Source organism: Thioclava sp. NG1, assembly GCF_003122275.1.
Classification (GTDB): domain Bacteria; phylum Pseudomonadota; class Alphaproteobacteria; order Rhodobacterales; family Rhodobacteraceae; genus Thioclava; species Thioclava nitratireducens.
In genome coordinates, this window is the sequence record NZ_QFBB01000011.1 from 107573 (window position 1) to 122187 (window position 14615).

18 protein-coding genes and 4 tRNA genes are annotated in these 14615 nt (G+C 64.9%); 9 read left to right on the forward strand and 13 right to left on the reverse strand.

Annotated features, from left to right (window positions below):
• The first annotated feature begins 14 nt into the window (after positions 1 to 14).
• The 5 genes from DEM26_RS17635 (at position 15) to DEM26_RS17655 (ending at position 4316) form a co-directional block, all read left to right on the forward strand.
• The gene (locus tag DEM26_RS17635; RefSeq protein ID WP_088718728.1) at positions 15 to 734 is read left to right on the forward strand and encodes an endonuclease/exonuclease/phosphatase family protein; all 720 of its coding nucleotides are present in this window, start codon (positions 15 to 17) and stop codon (positions 732 to 734) included.
• 66 nt (positions 735 to 800) lie between these two features.
• The gene (locus tag DEM26_RS17640) at positions 801 to 1697 is read left to right on the forward strand and encodes a DMT family transporter (protein WP_109172973.1); all 897 of its coding nucleotides are present in this window, start codon (positions 801 to 803) and stop codon (positions 1695 to 1697) included.
• A 104-nt stretch (positions 1698 to 1801) separates the two neighbouring features.
• Positions 1802 to 3076, forward strand: a complete 1275-nt coding sequence (gene eno, locus DEM26_RS17645; protein WP_088718730.1) for a phosphopyruvate hydratase — start codon at positions 1802 to 1804, stop codon at positions 3074 to 3076.
• 140 nt (positions 3077 to 3216) lie between these two features.
• The gene (locus tag DEM26_RS17650; RefSeq protein WP_109172974.1) at positions 3217 to 3891 is read left to right on the forward strand and encodes a haloacid dehalogenase type II; all 675 of its coding nucleotides are present in this window, start codon (positions 3217 to 3219) and stop codon (positions 3889 to 3891) included.
• Entirely contained in the window at positions 3888 to 4316 is a 429-nt protein-coding gene (locus DEM26_RS17655) for a cupin domain-containing protein (RefSeq protein ID WP_075776601.1), read from the forward strand. Before DEM26_RS17650 ends, DEM26_RS17655 begins: the two co-directional genes overlap by 4 nt.
• On the opposite strand, the gene DEM26_RS17660 is transcribed toward DEM26_RS17655, so the two are convergent.
• Together DEM26_RS17660 and DEM26_RS17665 are read right to left on the reverse strand one after the other, a co-directional pair.
• Positions 4317 to 4763: a DUF4405 domain-containing protein gene (locus tag DEM26_RS17660; protein ID WP_075776602.1), complete on the reverse strand. Its 447-nt coding sequence runs from the start codon at positions 4761 to 4763 to the stop codon at positions 4317 to 4319.
• A gap of 78 nt (positions 4764 to 4841) precedes the next feature.
• Positions 4842 to 5951, reverse strand: coding sequence for an anhydro-N-acetylmuramic acid kinase (locus DEM26_RS17665; protein ID WP_109172975.1), 1110 nt, complete (start codon positions 5949 to 5951; stop codon positions 4842 to 4844).
• 59 nt (positions 5952 to 6010) lie between these two features.
• Between DEM26_RS17665 and tyrS the strand changes: the two genes are divergently transcribed.
• From tyrS to DEM26_RS17680, 3 genes are all read left to right on the forward strand, one after another.
• Positions 6011 to 7258 carry a tyrosine--tRNA ligase gene (gene tyrS / locus DEM26_RS17670; protein WP_088722678.1) on the forward strand — a complete coding sequence of 416 codons (1248 nt, stop codon included), beginning with the start codon at positions 6011 to 6013 and terminating at the stop codon, positions 7256 to 7258.
• Positions 7259 to 7332: 74 nt separating this feature from the next.
• Entirely contained in the window at positions 7333 to 7515 is a 183-nt protein-coding gene (locus tag DEM26_RS17675) for a DUF4169 family protein (protein WP_109172976.1), read from the forward strand.
• Positions 7512 to 7736, forward strand: a complete 225-nt coding sequence (locus DEM26_RS17680; protein WP_109172977.1) for a ribbon-helix-helix domain-containing protein — start codon at positions 7512 to 7514, stop codon at positions 7734 to 7736. The genes DEM26_RS17675 and DEM26_RS17680 overlap by 4 nt, the downstream gene beginning before the upstream one ends.
• Here DEM26_RS17680 and DEM26_RS17685 read toward each other — a convergent pair.
• From DEM26_RS17685 to DEM26_RS17695, 3 genes are all read right to left on the reverse strand, one after another.
• Positions 7712 to 8485 (reverse strand): lysophospholipid acyltransferase family protein, encoded by a 774-nt coding sequence (locus DEM26_RS17685; protein ID WP_075776631.1) that lies wholly within the window; start codon positions 8483 to 8485, stop codon positions 7712 to 7714. The two genes, DEM26_RS17680 and DEM26_RS17685, sit on opposite strands and share 25 nt — an antisense overlap.
• A 50-nt stretch (positions 8486 to 8535) precedes the next feature.
• Positions 8536 to 9312 (reverse strand): GNAT family N-acetyltransferase, encoded by a 777-nt coding sequence (locus DEM26_RS17690; protein ID WP_233243178.1) that lies wholly within the window; start codon positions 9310 to 9312, stop codon positions 8536 to 8538.
• A 169-nt stretch (positions 9313 to 9481) separates the two neighbouring features.
• Positions 9482 to 9637 carry a DUF3553 domain-containing protein gene (locus DEM26_RS17695; protein WP_075776608.1) on the reverse strand — a complete coding sequence of 52 codons (156 nt, stop codon included), beginning with the start codon at positions 9635 to 9637 and terminating at the stop codon, positions 9482 to 9484.
• Between the two features lie 49 nt (positions 9638 to 9686).
• Here DEM26_RS17695 and DEM26_RS17700 point away from each other — a divergent pair, with 49 nt between their 5' ends.
• Positions 9687 to 10301: a histidine phosphotransferase family protein gene (locus tag DEM26_RS17700; RefSeq protein WP_088718735.1), complete on the forward strand. Its 615-nt coding sequence runs from the start codon at positions 9687 to 9689 to the stop codon at positions 10299 to 10301.
• A gap of 40 nt (positions 10302 to 10341) precedes the next feature.
• Here DEM26_RS17700 and DEM26_RS17705 read toward each other — a convergent pair whose 3' ends face one another.
• From DEM26_RS17705 to DEM26_RS17740, 8 genes are all read right to left on the reverse strand, one after another.
• The gene (locus DEM26_RS17705) at positions 10342 to 11607 is read right to left on the reverse strand and encodes a glutamate-5-semialdehyde dehydrogenase (protein ID WP_166504532.1); all 1266 of its coding nucleotides are present in this window, start codon (positions 11605 to 11607) and stop codon (positions 10342 to 10344) included.
• On the reverse strand, positions 11607 to 11864 hold the full coding sequence (locus DEM26_RS17710; RefSeq protein ID WP_088718736.1) for an RND transporter: 258 nt from the start codon (positions 11862 to 11864) through the stop codon (positions 11607 to 11609). Before DEM26_RS17710 ends, DEM26_RS17705 begins: the two co-directional genes overlap by 1 nt.
• 82 nt (positions 11865 to 11946) lie before the next feature.
• A tRNA-Asp gene (locus DEM26_RS17715) sits at positions 11947 to 12023 on the reverse strand.
• Positions 12024 to 12051: 28 nt separating this feature from the next.
• Positions 12052 to 12128, reverse strand: a tRNA-Asp gene (locus DEM26_RS17720).
• A 315-nt stretch (positions 12129 to 12443) separates the two neighbouring features.
• Entirely contained in the window at positions 12444 to 13385 is a 942-nt protein-coding gene (locus DEM26_RS17725; protein ID WP_109172978.1) for a pirin family protein, read from the reverse strand.
• 135 nt (positions 13386 to 13520) lie between these two features.
• A tRNA-Val gene (locus tag DEM26_RS17730) sits at positions 13521 to 13596 on the reverse strand.
• Between the two features lie 42 nt (positions 13597 to 13638).
• The gene (locus DEM26_RS17735; protein WP_199224696.1) at positions 13639 to 14352 is read right to left on the reverse strand and encodes a dimethylsulfonioproprionate lyase family protein; all 714 of its coding nucleotides are present in this window, start codon (positions 14350 to 14352) and stop codon (positions 13639 to 13641) included.
• 135 nt (positions 14353 to 14487) lie between these two features.
• Positions 14488 to 14562: transfer RNA gene (locus tag DEM26_RS17740), tRNA-Val, on the reverse strand.
• Positions 14563 to 14615 lie beyond the last annotated feature (53 nt).

The window sequence follows — 14615 nt, forward strand, 5'->3', positions numbered from 1 at the left end:
AAGGCACTCAGAAAATGACACTTCGGATCGCTTCCTACAATCTGCACAAATGCGTGGGGACCGATCGCAAGCATGACCCGGCGCGGATAGTGAACGTCATCAATGCGCTGCACGCCGATGTGATCGCCTTGCAGGAAGTCGACAAGCGCATGGGTGAGCGCCCCGCCGCGCTGCCGCAGAAGCTGATCGAGGAAGAGACCGATTTCATCCGCCACGACATGCCCCGCACCACAGCCGCCTCGCTGGGCTGGCATGGGCAGGTCGTGCTGGTCCGGCGTGGCTCCCGGGTGCTGGGGATCGAGCCGGTTACCCTGCCCGGCCTCGAGCCGCGCGGCGCCATCGCGGTGAACATCGCCCCCGACAGCGGCGCGCCCTTCCTGCTCATTGCGGCGCATCTTGGGCTGCGGCGGAGCGACCGGCGCGCACAATGGACCCGGATCGCCGAGATCATGGCCGGGGTGAAGCCGCATCCGGCACTCGCCATCGGCGATTTCAACGAATGGCGCGAACGCCACGGCTTCGAAGCGCTGACCGGCTTTCACATCCATGCGCCGGGCGCGACCTACCCCTCGCGCGCCCCGATCGGCCGGCTCGACCGGATCGTGACATCACCGGGAATCCGGGTGGTGCGCAAGGGTGTGCTGGATACGCCACTGGCGCGCGTGGCCTCGGATCACCTGCCGATCTGGGCCGATATCGGCGGTATCGTCACCCGTGCGCATCCCCGCGCCTGACACCCTGCTTGAAGGCCGATCACAGGCGCGCTAGGTGGGCCTTGACCATCCGGTCAGGAGCGCCCCATGACACCCGAACCCACCGAGAACGACAATCTGCGCGGCTCGATGCTGATGATCCTCGCGATGGCGGGGTTCGCGCTCGAGGATATGTTCATCAAGATGCTCGCGGGCGACTGGCCGGTGGGGCAAATTCTCGCCGCCGTGGGGCTTGGCGGCGCGACGATCTTCGCGGTGCTCGCCAAGCTGAAGGGCGAGCGCATCTTCACCCGCTCGCTGCTTTCCTCTGCGCTCTGGCTGCGCAACGCCGGCGAGATCGTCGGCACCGGGTTCTTCGTCTCCGCCGTGGCGTTCACGCCGCTCGCCCAAGCCACCGCGATCCATCAGGCGACGCCGCTTGCGACCACGCTCGGCGCCGCGATCTTCCTGAAGGAACGGGTCGGCTGGCGCAGGCTTTCGGCGATCCTGAGCGGGTTTCTCGGCGTGATGATCGTGATCCGGCCCGGCACGGACGAATTCTCGATGCTCTCACTTCTCGCGGTCGGCGCGGTCATCGGCCTGTCGATGCGCGATGTCACCACGCGGCGCGTGCCGCGCGACGTGACCTCGCTGCAGGTGGCGACACTCGGCTTCTTCTGCGTGTTGCCGCTGGGGCTCCTGCTGCTGGCCGTGCTGCCAGAGCCGGTCGTCACACCCGCACCGATGGATTGGCTTTACCTGCTCGGCGCGCTCGCGATCGGGCCGGTGGGCTATTACGCCCTGATCGCCTCGGTGCGGCTGGGCGAAATCGCGGTGATCATGCCGTTTCGCTATTCGCGTCTCGCCTTCGCCGTCGTGATTTCGACCGTCGTCTTCGCCGAGCCCCCGGATCGCTGGACGCTGATCGGCGGGGCGGTGATCGTGGGCTCGGGTCTCTATGCGCTGTGGCGGCAGGCGAAACTGCGCAGGGAAGGTCGCCGTTAGCGGTAACATTTCTTCCAGAAATTGCCCTTACGGCCTTTTCGCAGGCGCAGCACGGGTGTATGCACCTAGCCAAGCATCAACCGGAGCCCGAGGAGAGCGCCCCCATGAGCACCATCATCGACATCCACGCCCGCGAGATTCTCGACAGCCGTGGCAACCCCACCGTCGAAGTCGACGTCATCCTCGAAGACGGAACGATGGGCCGTGCGGCCGTGCCGTCGGGCGCCTCCACCGGCGCGCATGAGGCGGTCGAGCGCCGCGACGGCGACAAGGCCCGCTACATGGGCAAAGGCGTTCTGGAAGCGGTAATGGCCGTGAACGGCGAGATCGCGGAGAACCTCGTCGGCGAGGACGTCACCGAGCAGGTCGAGATCGACCGCGCGATGATCGAACTCGACGGCACCGAGAACAAGGGCCGCCTCGGCGCCAACGCGATCCTCGGCGTCTCGCTCGCCTGCGCGAAAGCGGCCGCGGATTTCTCGACCCTGCCGCTTTACCGTTATGTCGGCGGCACCTCGGCCCGCGTCCTGCCGGTGCCGATGATGAACATCATCAATGGCGGCGAGCATGCCGACAACCCGATCGACATCCAGGAATTCATGATCATGCCGGTCTCGGCGGGCAATATCCGCGACGCGGTGCGCATGGGCTCGGAAGTATTCCACACGCTGAAGAAAGAGCTCTCGGCCGGCGGCATGTCCACGGGTCTGGGAGATGAGGGCGGGTTTGCTCCGGAACTCAGCTCGACCACGGCCGCGCTCGACATCATTCTCAAGTCGATCGAGAAAGCGGGCTACAAGCCGGGCGAGGACATCTACCTCGCGATGGATTGCGCCTCGACCGAATATTACAAGAACGGAAAATACGAGATGAAGGGCGAAGGCCTGTCGCTGACCTCGGAAGAGAATGTCGACTATCTCGAGAAGCTGCTGGGCGCCTATCCGATCATCTCGATCGAAGACGGCATGGCCGAGGACGATTGGGAAGGCTGGAAGCTCCTGACCGAGCGTCTGGGCGACAAGGTGCAGCTGGTGGGCGACGATCTCTTCGTGACCAATCCGACGCGTCTGGCCGATGGCATCAAGCAGGGCGTCGCGAATTCGATGCTGGTGAAGGTCAACCAGATCGGCACCCTGACCGAGACGCTGCAGGCCGTAGATATGGCGCATCGCGCGGGCTACACCAACGTGATGAGCCACCGTTCGGGCGAGACCGAGGACGCGACCATCGCCGATCTCGCGGTCGCCACCAACTGCGGTCAGATCAAGACCGGCTCGCTGGCGCGTTCGGACCGGCTCGCGAAATACAACCAGCTGATCCGCATCGAGGAATCGCTGGGCGAGACCGCGGAATATGCGGGTCGTTCGATCCTGCGCTAAGCGCGTCTTGACGTGAGACACCCAGGCCCCCGGCGGAGCACGCGCTTCGCCGGGGGTTTTCGTTTCGCCTTCGGCGAGGATATTTGGGCCAAGCCGAAGGGGCGATTGCGTTGCGCCCTTATCCGCGTCACTGTCGGGCCATGATCAAGGCTCTGATTTTCGATGTGTTCGGCACCTGTGTCGATTGGAGGAACTCCGTCGCGCATGAGGTGGAAACTGCCTTTCCCGGGATCGATTCCCTGGCTTTCGCCGATGCGTGGCGTGGCGAATACGATCCTGCGATGCGGCGCATTCGCGACGGCGGGCGCGGCTATGTGGCGCTCGACGATCTGCATCGCGAGAACCTGCACCGGGTAGCCAAGCGCTTCGCGGTCTCGGCACCCGATAGCCTGTCGCATGTCTGGGAGCGGCTGAACCCGTGGCCCGACGTGGTCAGCGGCCTTCACGCGCTGAGGCGCCATGCGATCATCGCGCCATGCTCCAACGGGTCCATCGCGCTGATGACACGGCTTGCGCGCCACGCGGGGCTGCCGTGGGATTGCATCCTCGGCGCGGATATCGCCCGCGACTACAAGCCGAAGCCGGAGGTCTATCTGGCCTCCTGCGCCGCGCTGCGTCTGCCGCCCGAAGAGGTGATGATGGTGGCCGCGCATAATGATGATCTTGCGGCAGCCCGGTCGCTGGGGCTAAAGACCGCTTTCGTACCGCGCCCCACCGAATACGGGCCTGCTCAGGACAAGGACCTTGTGCCGAGCGAGGAATGGGACGCGATCGCGCCCGATTTCGAGACGCTCGCCAAGGAGCTCTTCGCATGAGCGAGGCCGACGCGATCATCGAGGCCCTTGGCCTCGTGCCGCATCCCGAAGGCGGGCATTACCGCCAAACCTGGGAGGCGGAAGCCGCAGACGGCGCGCGTCCTTCGGGCACCTGCATCTATTTCCTGCTCAAGGCGGGCGAGCGCAGCCACTGGCACCGGGTGGACGCGACCGAAATCTGGCATTTCCACGCAGGCGCGCCGGTGCAGCTCGATATCGCGCCGCAGGAGGCGGGACCGGTGCTGGAATTGCTGTTGGGCCCCGACGTGATCGGCGGCGATCAACCGCAGGGGATCGTGCCCGCGGGCCAGTGGCAATCCGCGCGCTCGACCGGGGCGTGGAGCCTTGTCAGCTGCACCGTCTCGCCGGGCTTTCGCTTCGAAGGGTTCGAACTGGCCCCGCCCGGTTTCGACATCCCCCGTTGATCACCAGAGACCGATGCTCGCCCAACGCGAAAGTTGATCGAGCCAGCTGACAGGCGGCCACCAGAGCAGCGTCAGCACGATCACCGCGGCCACGAGCCCCACCGCCAGCGCCAATTCGCGCCTGTGACACAGCGTTTGCGCCGCCGCGGACCATAGCAGGTTGCGGATCACCGGCCAGTGTAGCTTGATGTGCCAGACCCCGGCGAAAACGAAGAGCACCCCCATCGCGAGGTGCAAAAGCTCCCAGTCGGCGCGGTCGAGCGCGAGGAGCGACCAGTCGATATCCCGCGCAACCCGGCCCGAGGGCGCAATGCTGACGACGAGGCCGGAGATGACCATGACGACGAAGCTGAGCCCCGCAAGGAAGACCGCGGCGGCCCGGTTCGAGAACGGGGCCTGCTTGCGCGCCTGCGGCGTCGGACAGGGATCGGTTGGAGTTTCAGACATCGGACTACCCTCTTCAATGAGGTCGATCCTAGCGCCGTCCGCCGCGGCGCGGCATGATCAGCGTCAAGTGATGCGAATTTAGCCGGGGCGCGAGACCTTGCCGCCGCCGATCAGCGCCGACACCCCGGTCGTCGAGGGCCCAGAGGTTGCCATGCCACGCGCCACCCGCACCGCGAGATAGGCGAAGGCCTGCGCCTCCAGCATGTCGCCATCGAGCCCGATATCCTCGATCGGCTGCACTGGCACGTTCATGCGCCGCTGCAAAGCCACCATCAGCGCGGTGTTGAGCCGCCCGCCGCCGCATACATAGATCGCCGAGGGCGCGGTCGGGTAATGCTCCCCCGCCCGCGCGACCGAGGCTGCCGCACAGGCGGTAAGCGTGGCTGCCGCATCCGCGTCTTCCAGCGCGGCCACACGGGACAGGACGTCATGAAAATCGTTCCGGTCGAGCGACTTCGGCGGCATCTTCAGGAAATAGGGATGCGTCAGGAAGGCCTCGACCACTGCCTCGTCAACGCGGCCCGTCAGCGCCAGCTCTCCGCCCGCATCGAACTCCGCCTTGCGCCTGAGCCGCATCAGATCGTTGATCGGTGCGTTGGCGGGGCCGGTGTCAAAGGCCAGAACCGCGCCCGGCACCTCTGCCGAGGGTTGGCGCGGATCGACCCAGGTCACATTGCCGACGCCGCCGAGGTTCAGAAACACCGCCGGCGCATCGAGCTTGGCGTATTTCGCGCAGGCAAAGTGGAAGAAGGGCGCGAGCGGCGCGCCCTGCCCGCCCATCTCGACATCGGTGGAGCGGAAATCCCAGACCACCGGGCGCGACAGCACGTCGGCCAGGACCGAGCCGTCGCCGGCCTGATGGGTGCGGCGCGGGCCCTGCATCCCATAGGGATCGTGGGCGAGCGTCTGGCCGTGAAACCCCACGAGCTGCGCCTCTCCGAAGCCACTGAGCAGTTCGGCATGGGCGGTTTCGACCACCTCGCAAGCCTCCTCCACCCCGGCCTCGCCGGGCCAGCGCCCGAGGGCTGCATGGAGCGTCGCGCGCTCGGCCTCGGTATAGGGGCGGTAGTCGCTGCGGCCGAAATCGAGAATGCGGGTTCCGTCGGTCAACACGAGCGCCGCGTCCACCCCGTCCAAAGACGTGCCCGACATGGCGCCAACCGCCCAGACCGGCCCGGATTTCAACATGGCTTCCCTCTCGTCGCCTGCCCCGATATACGCACGCTCAGACGAAAGGAACAAGCACGATGACCTACCATCCGAAATCAGACTTCATGCGCGTGATGATCGAGCGGGGCTTTCTGGCCGACTGCACGGATTATCAGGGGCTGGACGAGGCTTTGGCGAAAGGCACCGTGCCGGGTTATATCGGCTTCGACGCGACGGCGAAGTCGCTGCATGTCGGCTCGCTGATCCAGATCATGATGCTGCGCTGGCTACAAAAGACCGGCCACCAGCCGATCACCCTGATGGGCGGCGGCACGACGAAGGTGGGCGACCCCTCCTTCCGCGCCGACGAGCGCCCGCTGCTGACGCCCGACCAGATCGACGACAATATCGCGGGCATCAAGCAGGTGTTTGCGAAATACCTCGATTACGAGGCCGAGACGCCGGCGCTGATGCTCAACAATGCGGAATGGCTCGATGGGCTGAACTACCTCGATTTCCTGCGCGATATCGGGCGGCATTTCTCGGTCAACCGGATGCTGTCGTTCGAGAGCGTGAAATCGCGGCTGGATCGCGAGCAGAGCCTCAGTTTCCTCGAATTCAACTACATGATCCTGCAGGCCTATGACTTCCTCGAGCTGAACCGCCGCTACGGTTGCCTGCTGCAGATGGGCGGCTCGGATCAATGGGGGAATATCGTCAACGGGATCGACCTGACGCGCCGCGTGCTCGATCAGGAGATCTTCGGACTGACCTCGCCGCTTCTGACAACCTCGGACGGCAAGAAGATGGGCAAATCGGCCTCGGGCGCAATCTGGCTGAACTCGGACATGCTGAGCCCTTACGAGTTCTGGCAGTTCTGGCGCAACACGACAGACGCCGATGTTGGCCGCTTCCTTAAGCTTTATACCGAGCTTCCGGTCGAGGAATGCGAGCGTCTGGGCGCGTTGGAAGGCTCCGAGATCAACGCGGCGAAGGTGCGGCTGGCCAACGAGGTCACCGCGCTCTGCCACGGCTGGGAGGCCGCGCATGCTGCCGAGGCAACCGCGCGAGAGGTCTTCGAGAAGGGCGGCGTGGGTGACGACCTGCCAACGCTTACGCTGACGGTCGAAGAACTGGGCGACGGGATCAGCCTCGCGCAGCTCGTCGTGCGTTCGGGCCTCGCGAAATCGGGTAAGGACGGCAAGCGGCTGATCGCGGAAGGCGCGCTAAAGGTCGATGACGAGCCCTGCGCCGATCCGGGCCGCATGTTCACCGCCGCCGATCTGGAGACCCCGGTGAAGCTGAGCGCGGGCAAGAAGCGTCACGCGCTGGTCGAAGTCGAGTAACTCTATCGGGCGCGCCTCACGCGGGCGGGCCCAAGCCCCTTTTCCGATACGATCGGCTGTGGCACTCTTTGCTCATGAGCAAGGTCACCAATCTCAACCAGTTCCGCAAACAGCAGGCGCGCGTGAAGAAGCGCGAGCAAAGCTCTGTGAATGCTGAGAAATTCGGTCGCAGCAAGGCCGAGAAAACGCTGCAGGAAAGCCGCGCCACGAAAGAGCGGCGCGATCTCGACGGCCATCAGCGCGAGCACGACGAATGAGCCGACCGAAGAAACGCTCCCTGACGCTGGGCGGGCACCGCACCTCGGTCACGCTGGAGGATGAATTCTGGCGTGCCTTCCGCGATATCGCCCATGAGAAATCATTAGGCATCAACGAGTTGGCAGCCGAAATTGATGTGGATCGCGGCACCGAGACGGGCCTTGCCACGGCAATCCGCCTCTACGTGCTGGCCTATTACCGCGCGCGTGCGATCTCGTAAGGCAAGCCGCGACGCACGGCGCTTTCCGCAGCCCATGCAAGCTCCTTGCGCGAGCGATAGTCGGAGACCGAGAGCGGCGCGTGGAACACCACTTCGACCGCGCCCTGCCGCGCCTGTGCCAGCACCTTGATCAGATGCGGCCCGAACTCCATATCGCCCCACCAGCCATAGAACCGCACATCCTCGCCCGCGGGGGGCGTGTAGACCACGGTGACCGGCTGGATCTGCATCACGCGCTCCAGCCCATGGCTGTAGAATGCCTGAAACAGCGTCGGCTTGAAGGGCAGCACCCGGCGCGCATCGGTCGAGGTGCCCTCGGGGAAGAACAGTAGGTGATGGCCCGCCCGGATGCGATCCTCGAACAGCCCCTGCTGCGTCTTTGCCTCACGCGGATCGCGCTTGATGAAAACCGTGCCCGTGGCCCGCGCGAGCCAGCCGACGAAAGGCCATTTGGCGACCTCGGCCTTGGAGACGAAATAGACCCGCTGGCAGGCGTTGAGCGCAAAGATATCGAGCCACGATCCGTGATTTGCGACTACCGCCCCGATCTTGGTCATCGGACGCCCCGTGACGCGATAGGAGATCCCGAGGATCGGGAAGCTCATCCGGCAGACCGCTTGCGTGATCCACGGCGTCCAGGGCCGCGCCAGCCCGTGAACCGGGCGCTCCACCAGACGCACCAGCAGCAGCACTACAAGCCCGATCAGCAGCATCAGCCCCCAGATCAGACCGCGCAGCCCCGCCCGCATCCAATCGAGCGCGCCGAACTGCTTTGGATCGGGCTCGTCCTCGATCCAGCTCACGCGCGGCCCTCAAAACGACGGGTGTAGAAGCTGCGATGCTTGTCGCTCATCGCCTTGGTATCCATGAGCAGGAGAACGTCGGTCGTGTTGAACGGATAGTCGATGAAAGCCCCCTCGCCCACGAAGCCGCCGAGCCGCAGATAGGCCTTTATCAGATTGGGCATTTCGGCCAGCGCCGCACGCCGATCCAGCGCCGCCTCAGGCACGAGGTCCATTGGCTGGAACGCCTCTGGCCGCGCGCGCGGACGCATGTGCGCGGGCGCTAGGTGATGGTGATGCAACCACGACAGCGGCGCTTTCAGCTTCTTGGCATCGGTGCCGTGGAAGGACGCAACGCCGAAGAGAATCTCGATGTCATGGGCAAGGACGTAATCGGCCAGCGCATTCCACAAAAGCAGCATTGCCGCCCCGCCCCGATAGTCCGGATCGACGCAGGAGCGCCCAAGCTCCAGCAACTTGCGCCCGGTGCCGACCAGCGGCGAGAGGTCGTATTCGCTATCGCAATAGAATTGCCCTGCCCGCTCCAGCCGATCCGAAGGTAGCAGCCGGTAGGCGCCCACCACATGCTCGCCTTCAGCGCGTGCGGGATCGACCAGCAGAAGATGATCGTAGATCGCGTCGAGCCGATCGCATTCCAGACGATTTTGGTGATCGACCGTCTCGCCGCCGCCGCCGAGTTCTTCGACGAAAACGCGGTAGCGAAGCCGCTGCGACGCCACGAGATCGGCGGCATCGCGGGCCAGCCTGATTTCGAATGCGGCGCTGTCGATCACGGGCGTCCTCCTGCCGATATTCGCTGGCCCGGTTTAGAAAGCCGCGCCCGGATTGGCAATATCGCGCGGCGCGGAGCGTGTCATGGACGCATCACGACGGGGGGCGATGCGCCACATCCTCCGGTTGACGGAATTTCTCGCGTGACCTCACGCGCCTGTTAACGTTTCATCAACTTTGTTCAGAGAAAACCAATTCCAACGCGACCCGCCGACCGTCCAGGACAAGCTTGCCTTCATGTTCAAAATTGACCGTCACCTTTTCGCCGATACGCGATTGCACCTGGCCAGTGCCCCAGTCGGGCTGGGCGGGATTCCTGACCAGCATGCCGGGTTCTAGGATTTCATAGATCACATTTCACCTTCTGGAGAGTTTGATGCCATTCGAGACCGCGAATGCGGGTGCGGAGGACGCTGATTTGATCGAACTTGTCGCATCGCGCCTGTGCCATGACCTTATCAGCCCGATCGGGGCCATCGGCAATGGGGTAGAATTGCTCACCATGACAAGCGAAGCGCCCGGCCCGGAGGTGGAGCTCATTTCGCAAAGCGTGGCGGCGGCGAATGCGCGCGTCAAGTTCTTCCGGCTGGCCTTTGGACGCGCCGGACCCGATCAGCAGTTGAGCGAAGCGGAAATCACCGGGTTGCTGGGCGAAGTCTCCGCTCAGAGCCGCGTGGAATACGATTGGCGGGCGCCGGGAGAGACGCCGCGCGCCGAGGTGAAACTGGCGCTTCTCGCGATGCTTTGCCTCGAAACCGCGCTGCCCTTCGGCGGCGATATCCGCGCGATGCCCTGCGGCGACGGCTGGATGATCACGGCGCGCGCCGAGAAAGCGCGACCCGATCGTGCGGCCTTCGCGGCGCTCGATGGGGAGCCGCTGGACCTGACGCCCACGCGGGTGCAATTCGCGCTCCTGCCGCGCGAGGCGGCGCGGCAGGGTCGCAGACTCGATTGGTCGGTCGACTCCGAAGGCGGCACGATCGCCTTCTGACAGCGACCGCGTCAGGCTAAAATCGGAGGGTACGGTGCGCTCAGGGACGCACCGTGCCGTGCCCGGTCACCAGGTACTTGAACGAGGTGAGCTGCTCGGCGCCTACCGGCCCGCGCGCATGCATCTTGCCGGTCGCGATACCGATCTCTGCGCCCATGCCGAACTCGCCGCCATCGGCGAATTGGGTGGAGGCGTTGCGCATAAGGATCGCGCTGTCGAGCCGCTCGAAGAAGCGGTCGGCGGCGGCGTCATTCTCGGTCAGGATCGATTCCGTGTGCTGGCTGCCATAGCGGCGGATATGTTCGATCGCGCCATCCACGCCATCGACGATCTTCGCCGCGCAGATCATATCGAGGAATTCGCGCCCGAAATCTTCCGCACTTGCCTCGGTGACGCCCTCGATTTGCAGCAAATCGCCCGTGCCGCGCACCTCGACGCCTGCTTTGAGCAGGTCTTCGATCAGCACGCCGCCATGTTTCTTCCAGAAGGCGCGGTCGATCAGAAGGCACTCCATCGCGCCGCAAATCCCGGTGCGCCGGGTCTTGGCGTTCACCACGACGGCCCGCGCCTGTTCCAGATCGGCTGCCCCGTCGGCATAGATATGGCAGATGCCCTCGAGATGGGCGAAGACCGGAACACGCGCCTCGGCCTGCACCAGACCGACGAGCCCCTTGCCCCCGCGCGGCACGATCACGTCGATGAATTCGGTCGCGCGCAGCATCTCGGCCACGGCGGCGCGGTCGCGGGTCGGCACGAGCTGGACCGCCGCCTCGGGCAGCCCCACCGCACGCAGCCCCTCGAGCAGGCAGGCATGGATCGCACGGCTGGAATGGAAGCTCTCCGAGCCGCCGCGCAGGATCACCGCATTGCCCGATTTCAGGCACAGCGCGCCGGCGTCCGCCGTCACGTTGGGCCGCGATTCATAGATCACGCCGATCACGCCCAGAGGCGTGCGCACGCGCTTGATATGCAGCCCCGAGGGCATGTCCCATTCCGCGATCGTGTCGCCCACCGGATCGCGTTGCGCTGCCACCGCCCGCAGACCCTTGGCGATCGCCTCGATCCGCGCATCGTCCAGCATCAGCCGATCCATCATCGCGGGGCTCAGCCCCTTCTCGGCCCCGTAGGCCATGTCCTCGCCATTTGCGGTGATGATGTCATCTTTACGCGCGAGCACCGCATCGGCCGCCACTTCCAGCGCCTTCTGCTTTACCTCGGCGCTGGCGAAGGCCAGTTCCGCCGCGGCCGCCCGCGCGGCAGCGCCCATCGTCTCGATCAGCCCTTTGGCGTCCATGTCGTCTTTCATTACGCACCCCTACCGGATTTCCCGGTCTGTCCGGTTTTCACCCATTGCGCCAGCTTCACCGCCAGCACGACCCACGGGAGCCCGTGCATGACCAGATCGAACCAATCGACCGTACGCACCAGCGTGCCCGCCGCCAACATCTTCAGCTTTTCCCAAATATGTGGCTCTGGGGTGAATGGCGCGAGACCCAGCAGACCCGCGAACAGGACTGCTTGCAGCAGGGTGATGTGGTCGAAAAACTGCTTGATCCAGCGCATGCGCTCCTCCCGAAACTTCGCCCGGATATAAGCGACAGATGCGCGTTTCACAAACGCAACTTTACCGTAGAAGGGGGGAAAGTGGCGCGGTTGACGGGGCTCGAACCCGCGACCCCCGGCGTGACAGGCCGGTACTCTAACCAACTGAGCTACAACCGCGCATCTGCGCTCGGGGCGATCCGGATGATGGCGCGGTTGACGGGGCTCGAACCCGCGACCCCCGGCGTGACAGGCCGGTACTCTAACCAACTGAGCTACAACCGCTCGCATCATCTGCCCGGATCGCCGTCCGAGCGTGGGGAGGGTATTACGCGGGCGACCTGCCCCCGTCAAGCGGCCTGAGAGCAAAAATCCGACGAATTTTCACCTGCCGTTCGGGCAAGCAAATCGCGGCTCCTCAGTGCGCGTCCGCGGCCCTTATTTATCGCGCCCACACGCGCGCCGATGAGATGCGCTTTCTGCTTCCCCTTGGCAGAAATATCCCGGGAGAGACCGAAGGTCGGGGGCGGAGCCCCCTCTTCTTTTAGTTTTGTCGCCGTCCGGCGACGGGGGCAGCGCCCCCTTTCTCGGCGGATGCAATCAACGTTCCGGCGCGGGAATGAACTCCGCATCATCCGCGGGCGGCAGTTGGAATCGGCCATGCGCCCAGTCGCCCGCGCGCCATGCCTCTTTGGCCGCGTCGATCTTGTCGCGCGAGGAGGCCACGAAATTCCACCAGATATAACGCGGACCGCCCATGGTCGCCCCGCCCAGAACGATCAGCCGGGCGCCCTGCCCGCCCGCCTTGAGCGACACCCGGTCGCCGGGGCGGAAAACGAGCATCCGACCTTCCTCGTAGGTTTCGCCCGCGACGGTTACGGAGCCTTGCAGCACATAAACCCCGCGATCCTCGTGATTGTCAGGCAGCGGGATCTGCGCGCCCGGATCGAGCTTTGCATCGGCGTAGAACATCTCGGAGGGCAGATCGATCGGGGCATGCGCGCCCCAGGCATCGCCCAGCACCAGCCGCACGGTCTTGCCCTCGGCCTGCAATTCGGGAAGCGCTTCGGCACCCACATGTTTGAACGCCGCCTGCCCCTCTTCCTGATCCTCCGGCAGCGCAACCCATGTCTGGATACCCGCGAGATGCTGGCCGGTGTCGCGGACCTTGCCGTCAGTGCGCTCGGAATGGGTGATGCCGTAGCCCGCACTCATCCAGTTCACCGCGCCCGGCGTGATCCATTGATCGGTGCCCAGCGAATCGCGGTGATGCAGGCGGCCTTGCAGCAGGTAGGTCACAGTCGCGAGCCCGATATGCGGGTGCGGGCGAATGTCGATGCCGCGCTGGCCGGAGAGGAACTCCACCGGGCCGATCTGGTCGAAGAAGATGAACGGGCCGATCATCTGGCGTGCAGCCGAGGGCAAGGCGCGGCGCACCTCGAATCCACCAAGGTCGCGCGCTCGGGGCGCGATAACGGTTTCAATGGCGTCGACGGCATCGCCGATCGGAATTTCGGGGTCGAGGGCGGGGTTCCAGCTCATCGGAGCGCTCCTTTCCTGTGGTTGAGGGAAAGGTAGCATCGCGGCGCGCATATCATAGAGCCATGCGCGAACAGAGTCTGAGCGCGGTCGCGCAACGCCACGCAAGCAGTTGATATCAATATTATTCATGGGGAATGGTGGGCGGTGAGGGACTCGAACCCCCGACATTCTCGGTGTAAACGAGACGCTCTACCAACTGAGCTAACCGCCCCCGACCCCTCCTCTAGCTCCGCCTTGCGCGGGGATCAAGGGCTCAGATGCCTTCGCGCATCCGCGCCTTGCGGGTCGAGGAGAGTTTCATTCCCGGCGCGGTCAGGCGCGCTTCCGGCCCGACCCAGGCATAGGCGAGCAGGCAGGGATCGAGATCGGCCGTGGTGATGCGGTGTTCGTGATCGGGTCGGTTCAGGATCAGCGACCCCGGCGCATGCACCGCAGTGTCATTTTCCGACCACGGGCCCGCGACCGAGATATAGCTTTCCTCGATCTCCTTATGGCTGTGCTGCGGATAGGTTGTGCGCGGCGCGAACAGGACGAATCCCAGCACCAGCCGATCCGAGGCCACCGGACCGCGCGGGCCCAGCACCTCGCAATAGGCATATTTACGTGCCAGCGCCTTCGGCACTTTCTCGTAGCCATATTCCCATGTCAGCTGGCTCGCGACACGCGACAGCGCCCGCGCCATGCCCGCCACCGCACCGCGCTCGCCCAGATCGAGGGCCCGCGACAGATGCGCGGTCACCGGTTTCGGCTGCGGCTGGCGCGGCGTCACTGGGGGATTGGTGTCGATGATCTGCGAGAGCGTGTCGCGCACCCGTTTGCGGTGGCTGCGGATGAGGCGACTGCCGCCCGCCGAGCCATGACGGTAGAGCGTGTCGAATTCCCGCAGCAGATAGAGCCAGTCCGGACAATCGGAGACGCGCAGCCCCTCGTCGGGGGGCGTTTCGTTCATCGGCATCGTGTCGGTCATCGCATCCTCCGCGTCTCGCGCCTCGGGCGCTTCTCTGGCGTGCTGTCTGGCCCATAATCTGACGCCGCGGGGCGCAGAAAACTAACCGGAAAACGACGAAGGCGCGTCTGTTCAAGACGCGCCTTCGTAGGAAAATGGTGGGCGATGAGGGATTTGAACCCCCGACATCATCGATGTGAACGATGCGCTCTACCGCTGAGCTAATCGCCCTCCGTGGCGGGCTTTTAGCGCCCCGCTTCTGGCTCCGCAAGAGGGTTTTCGAC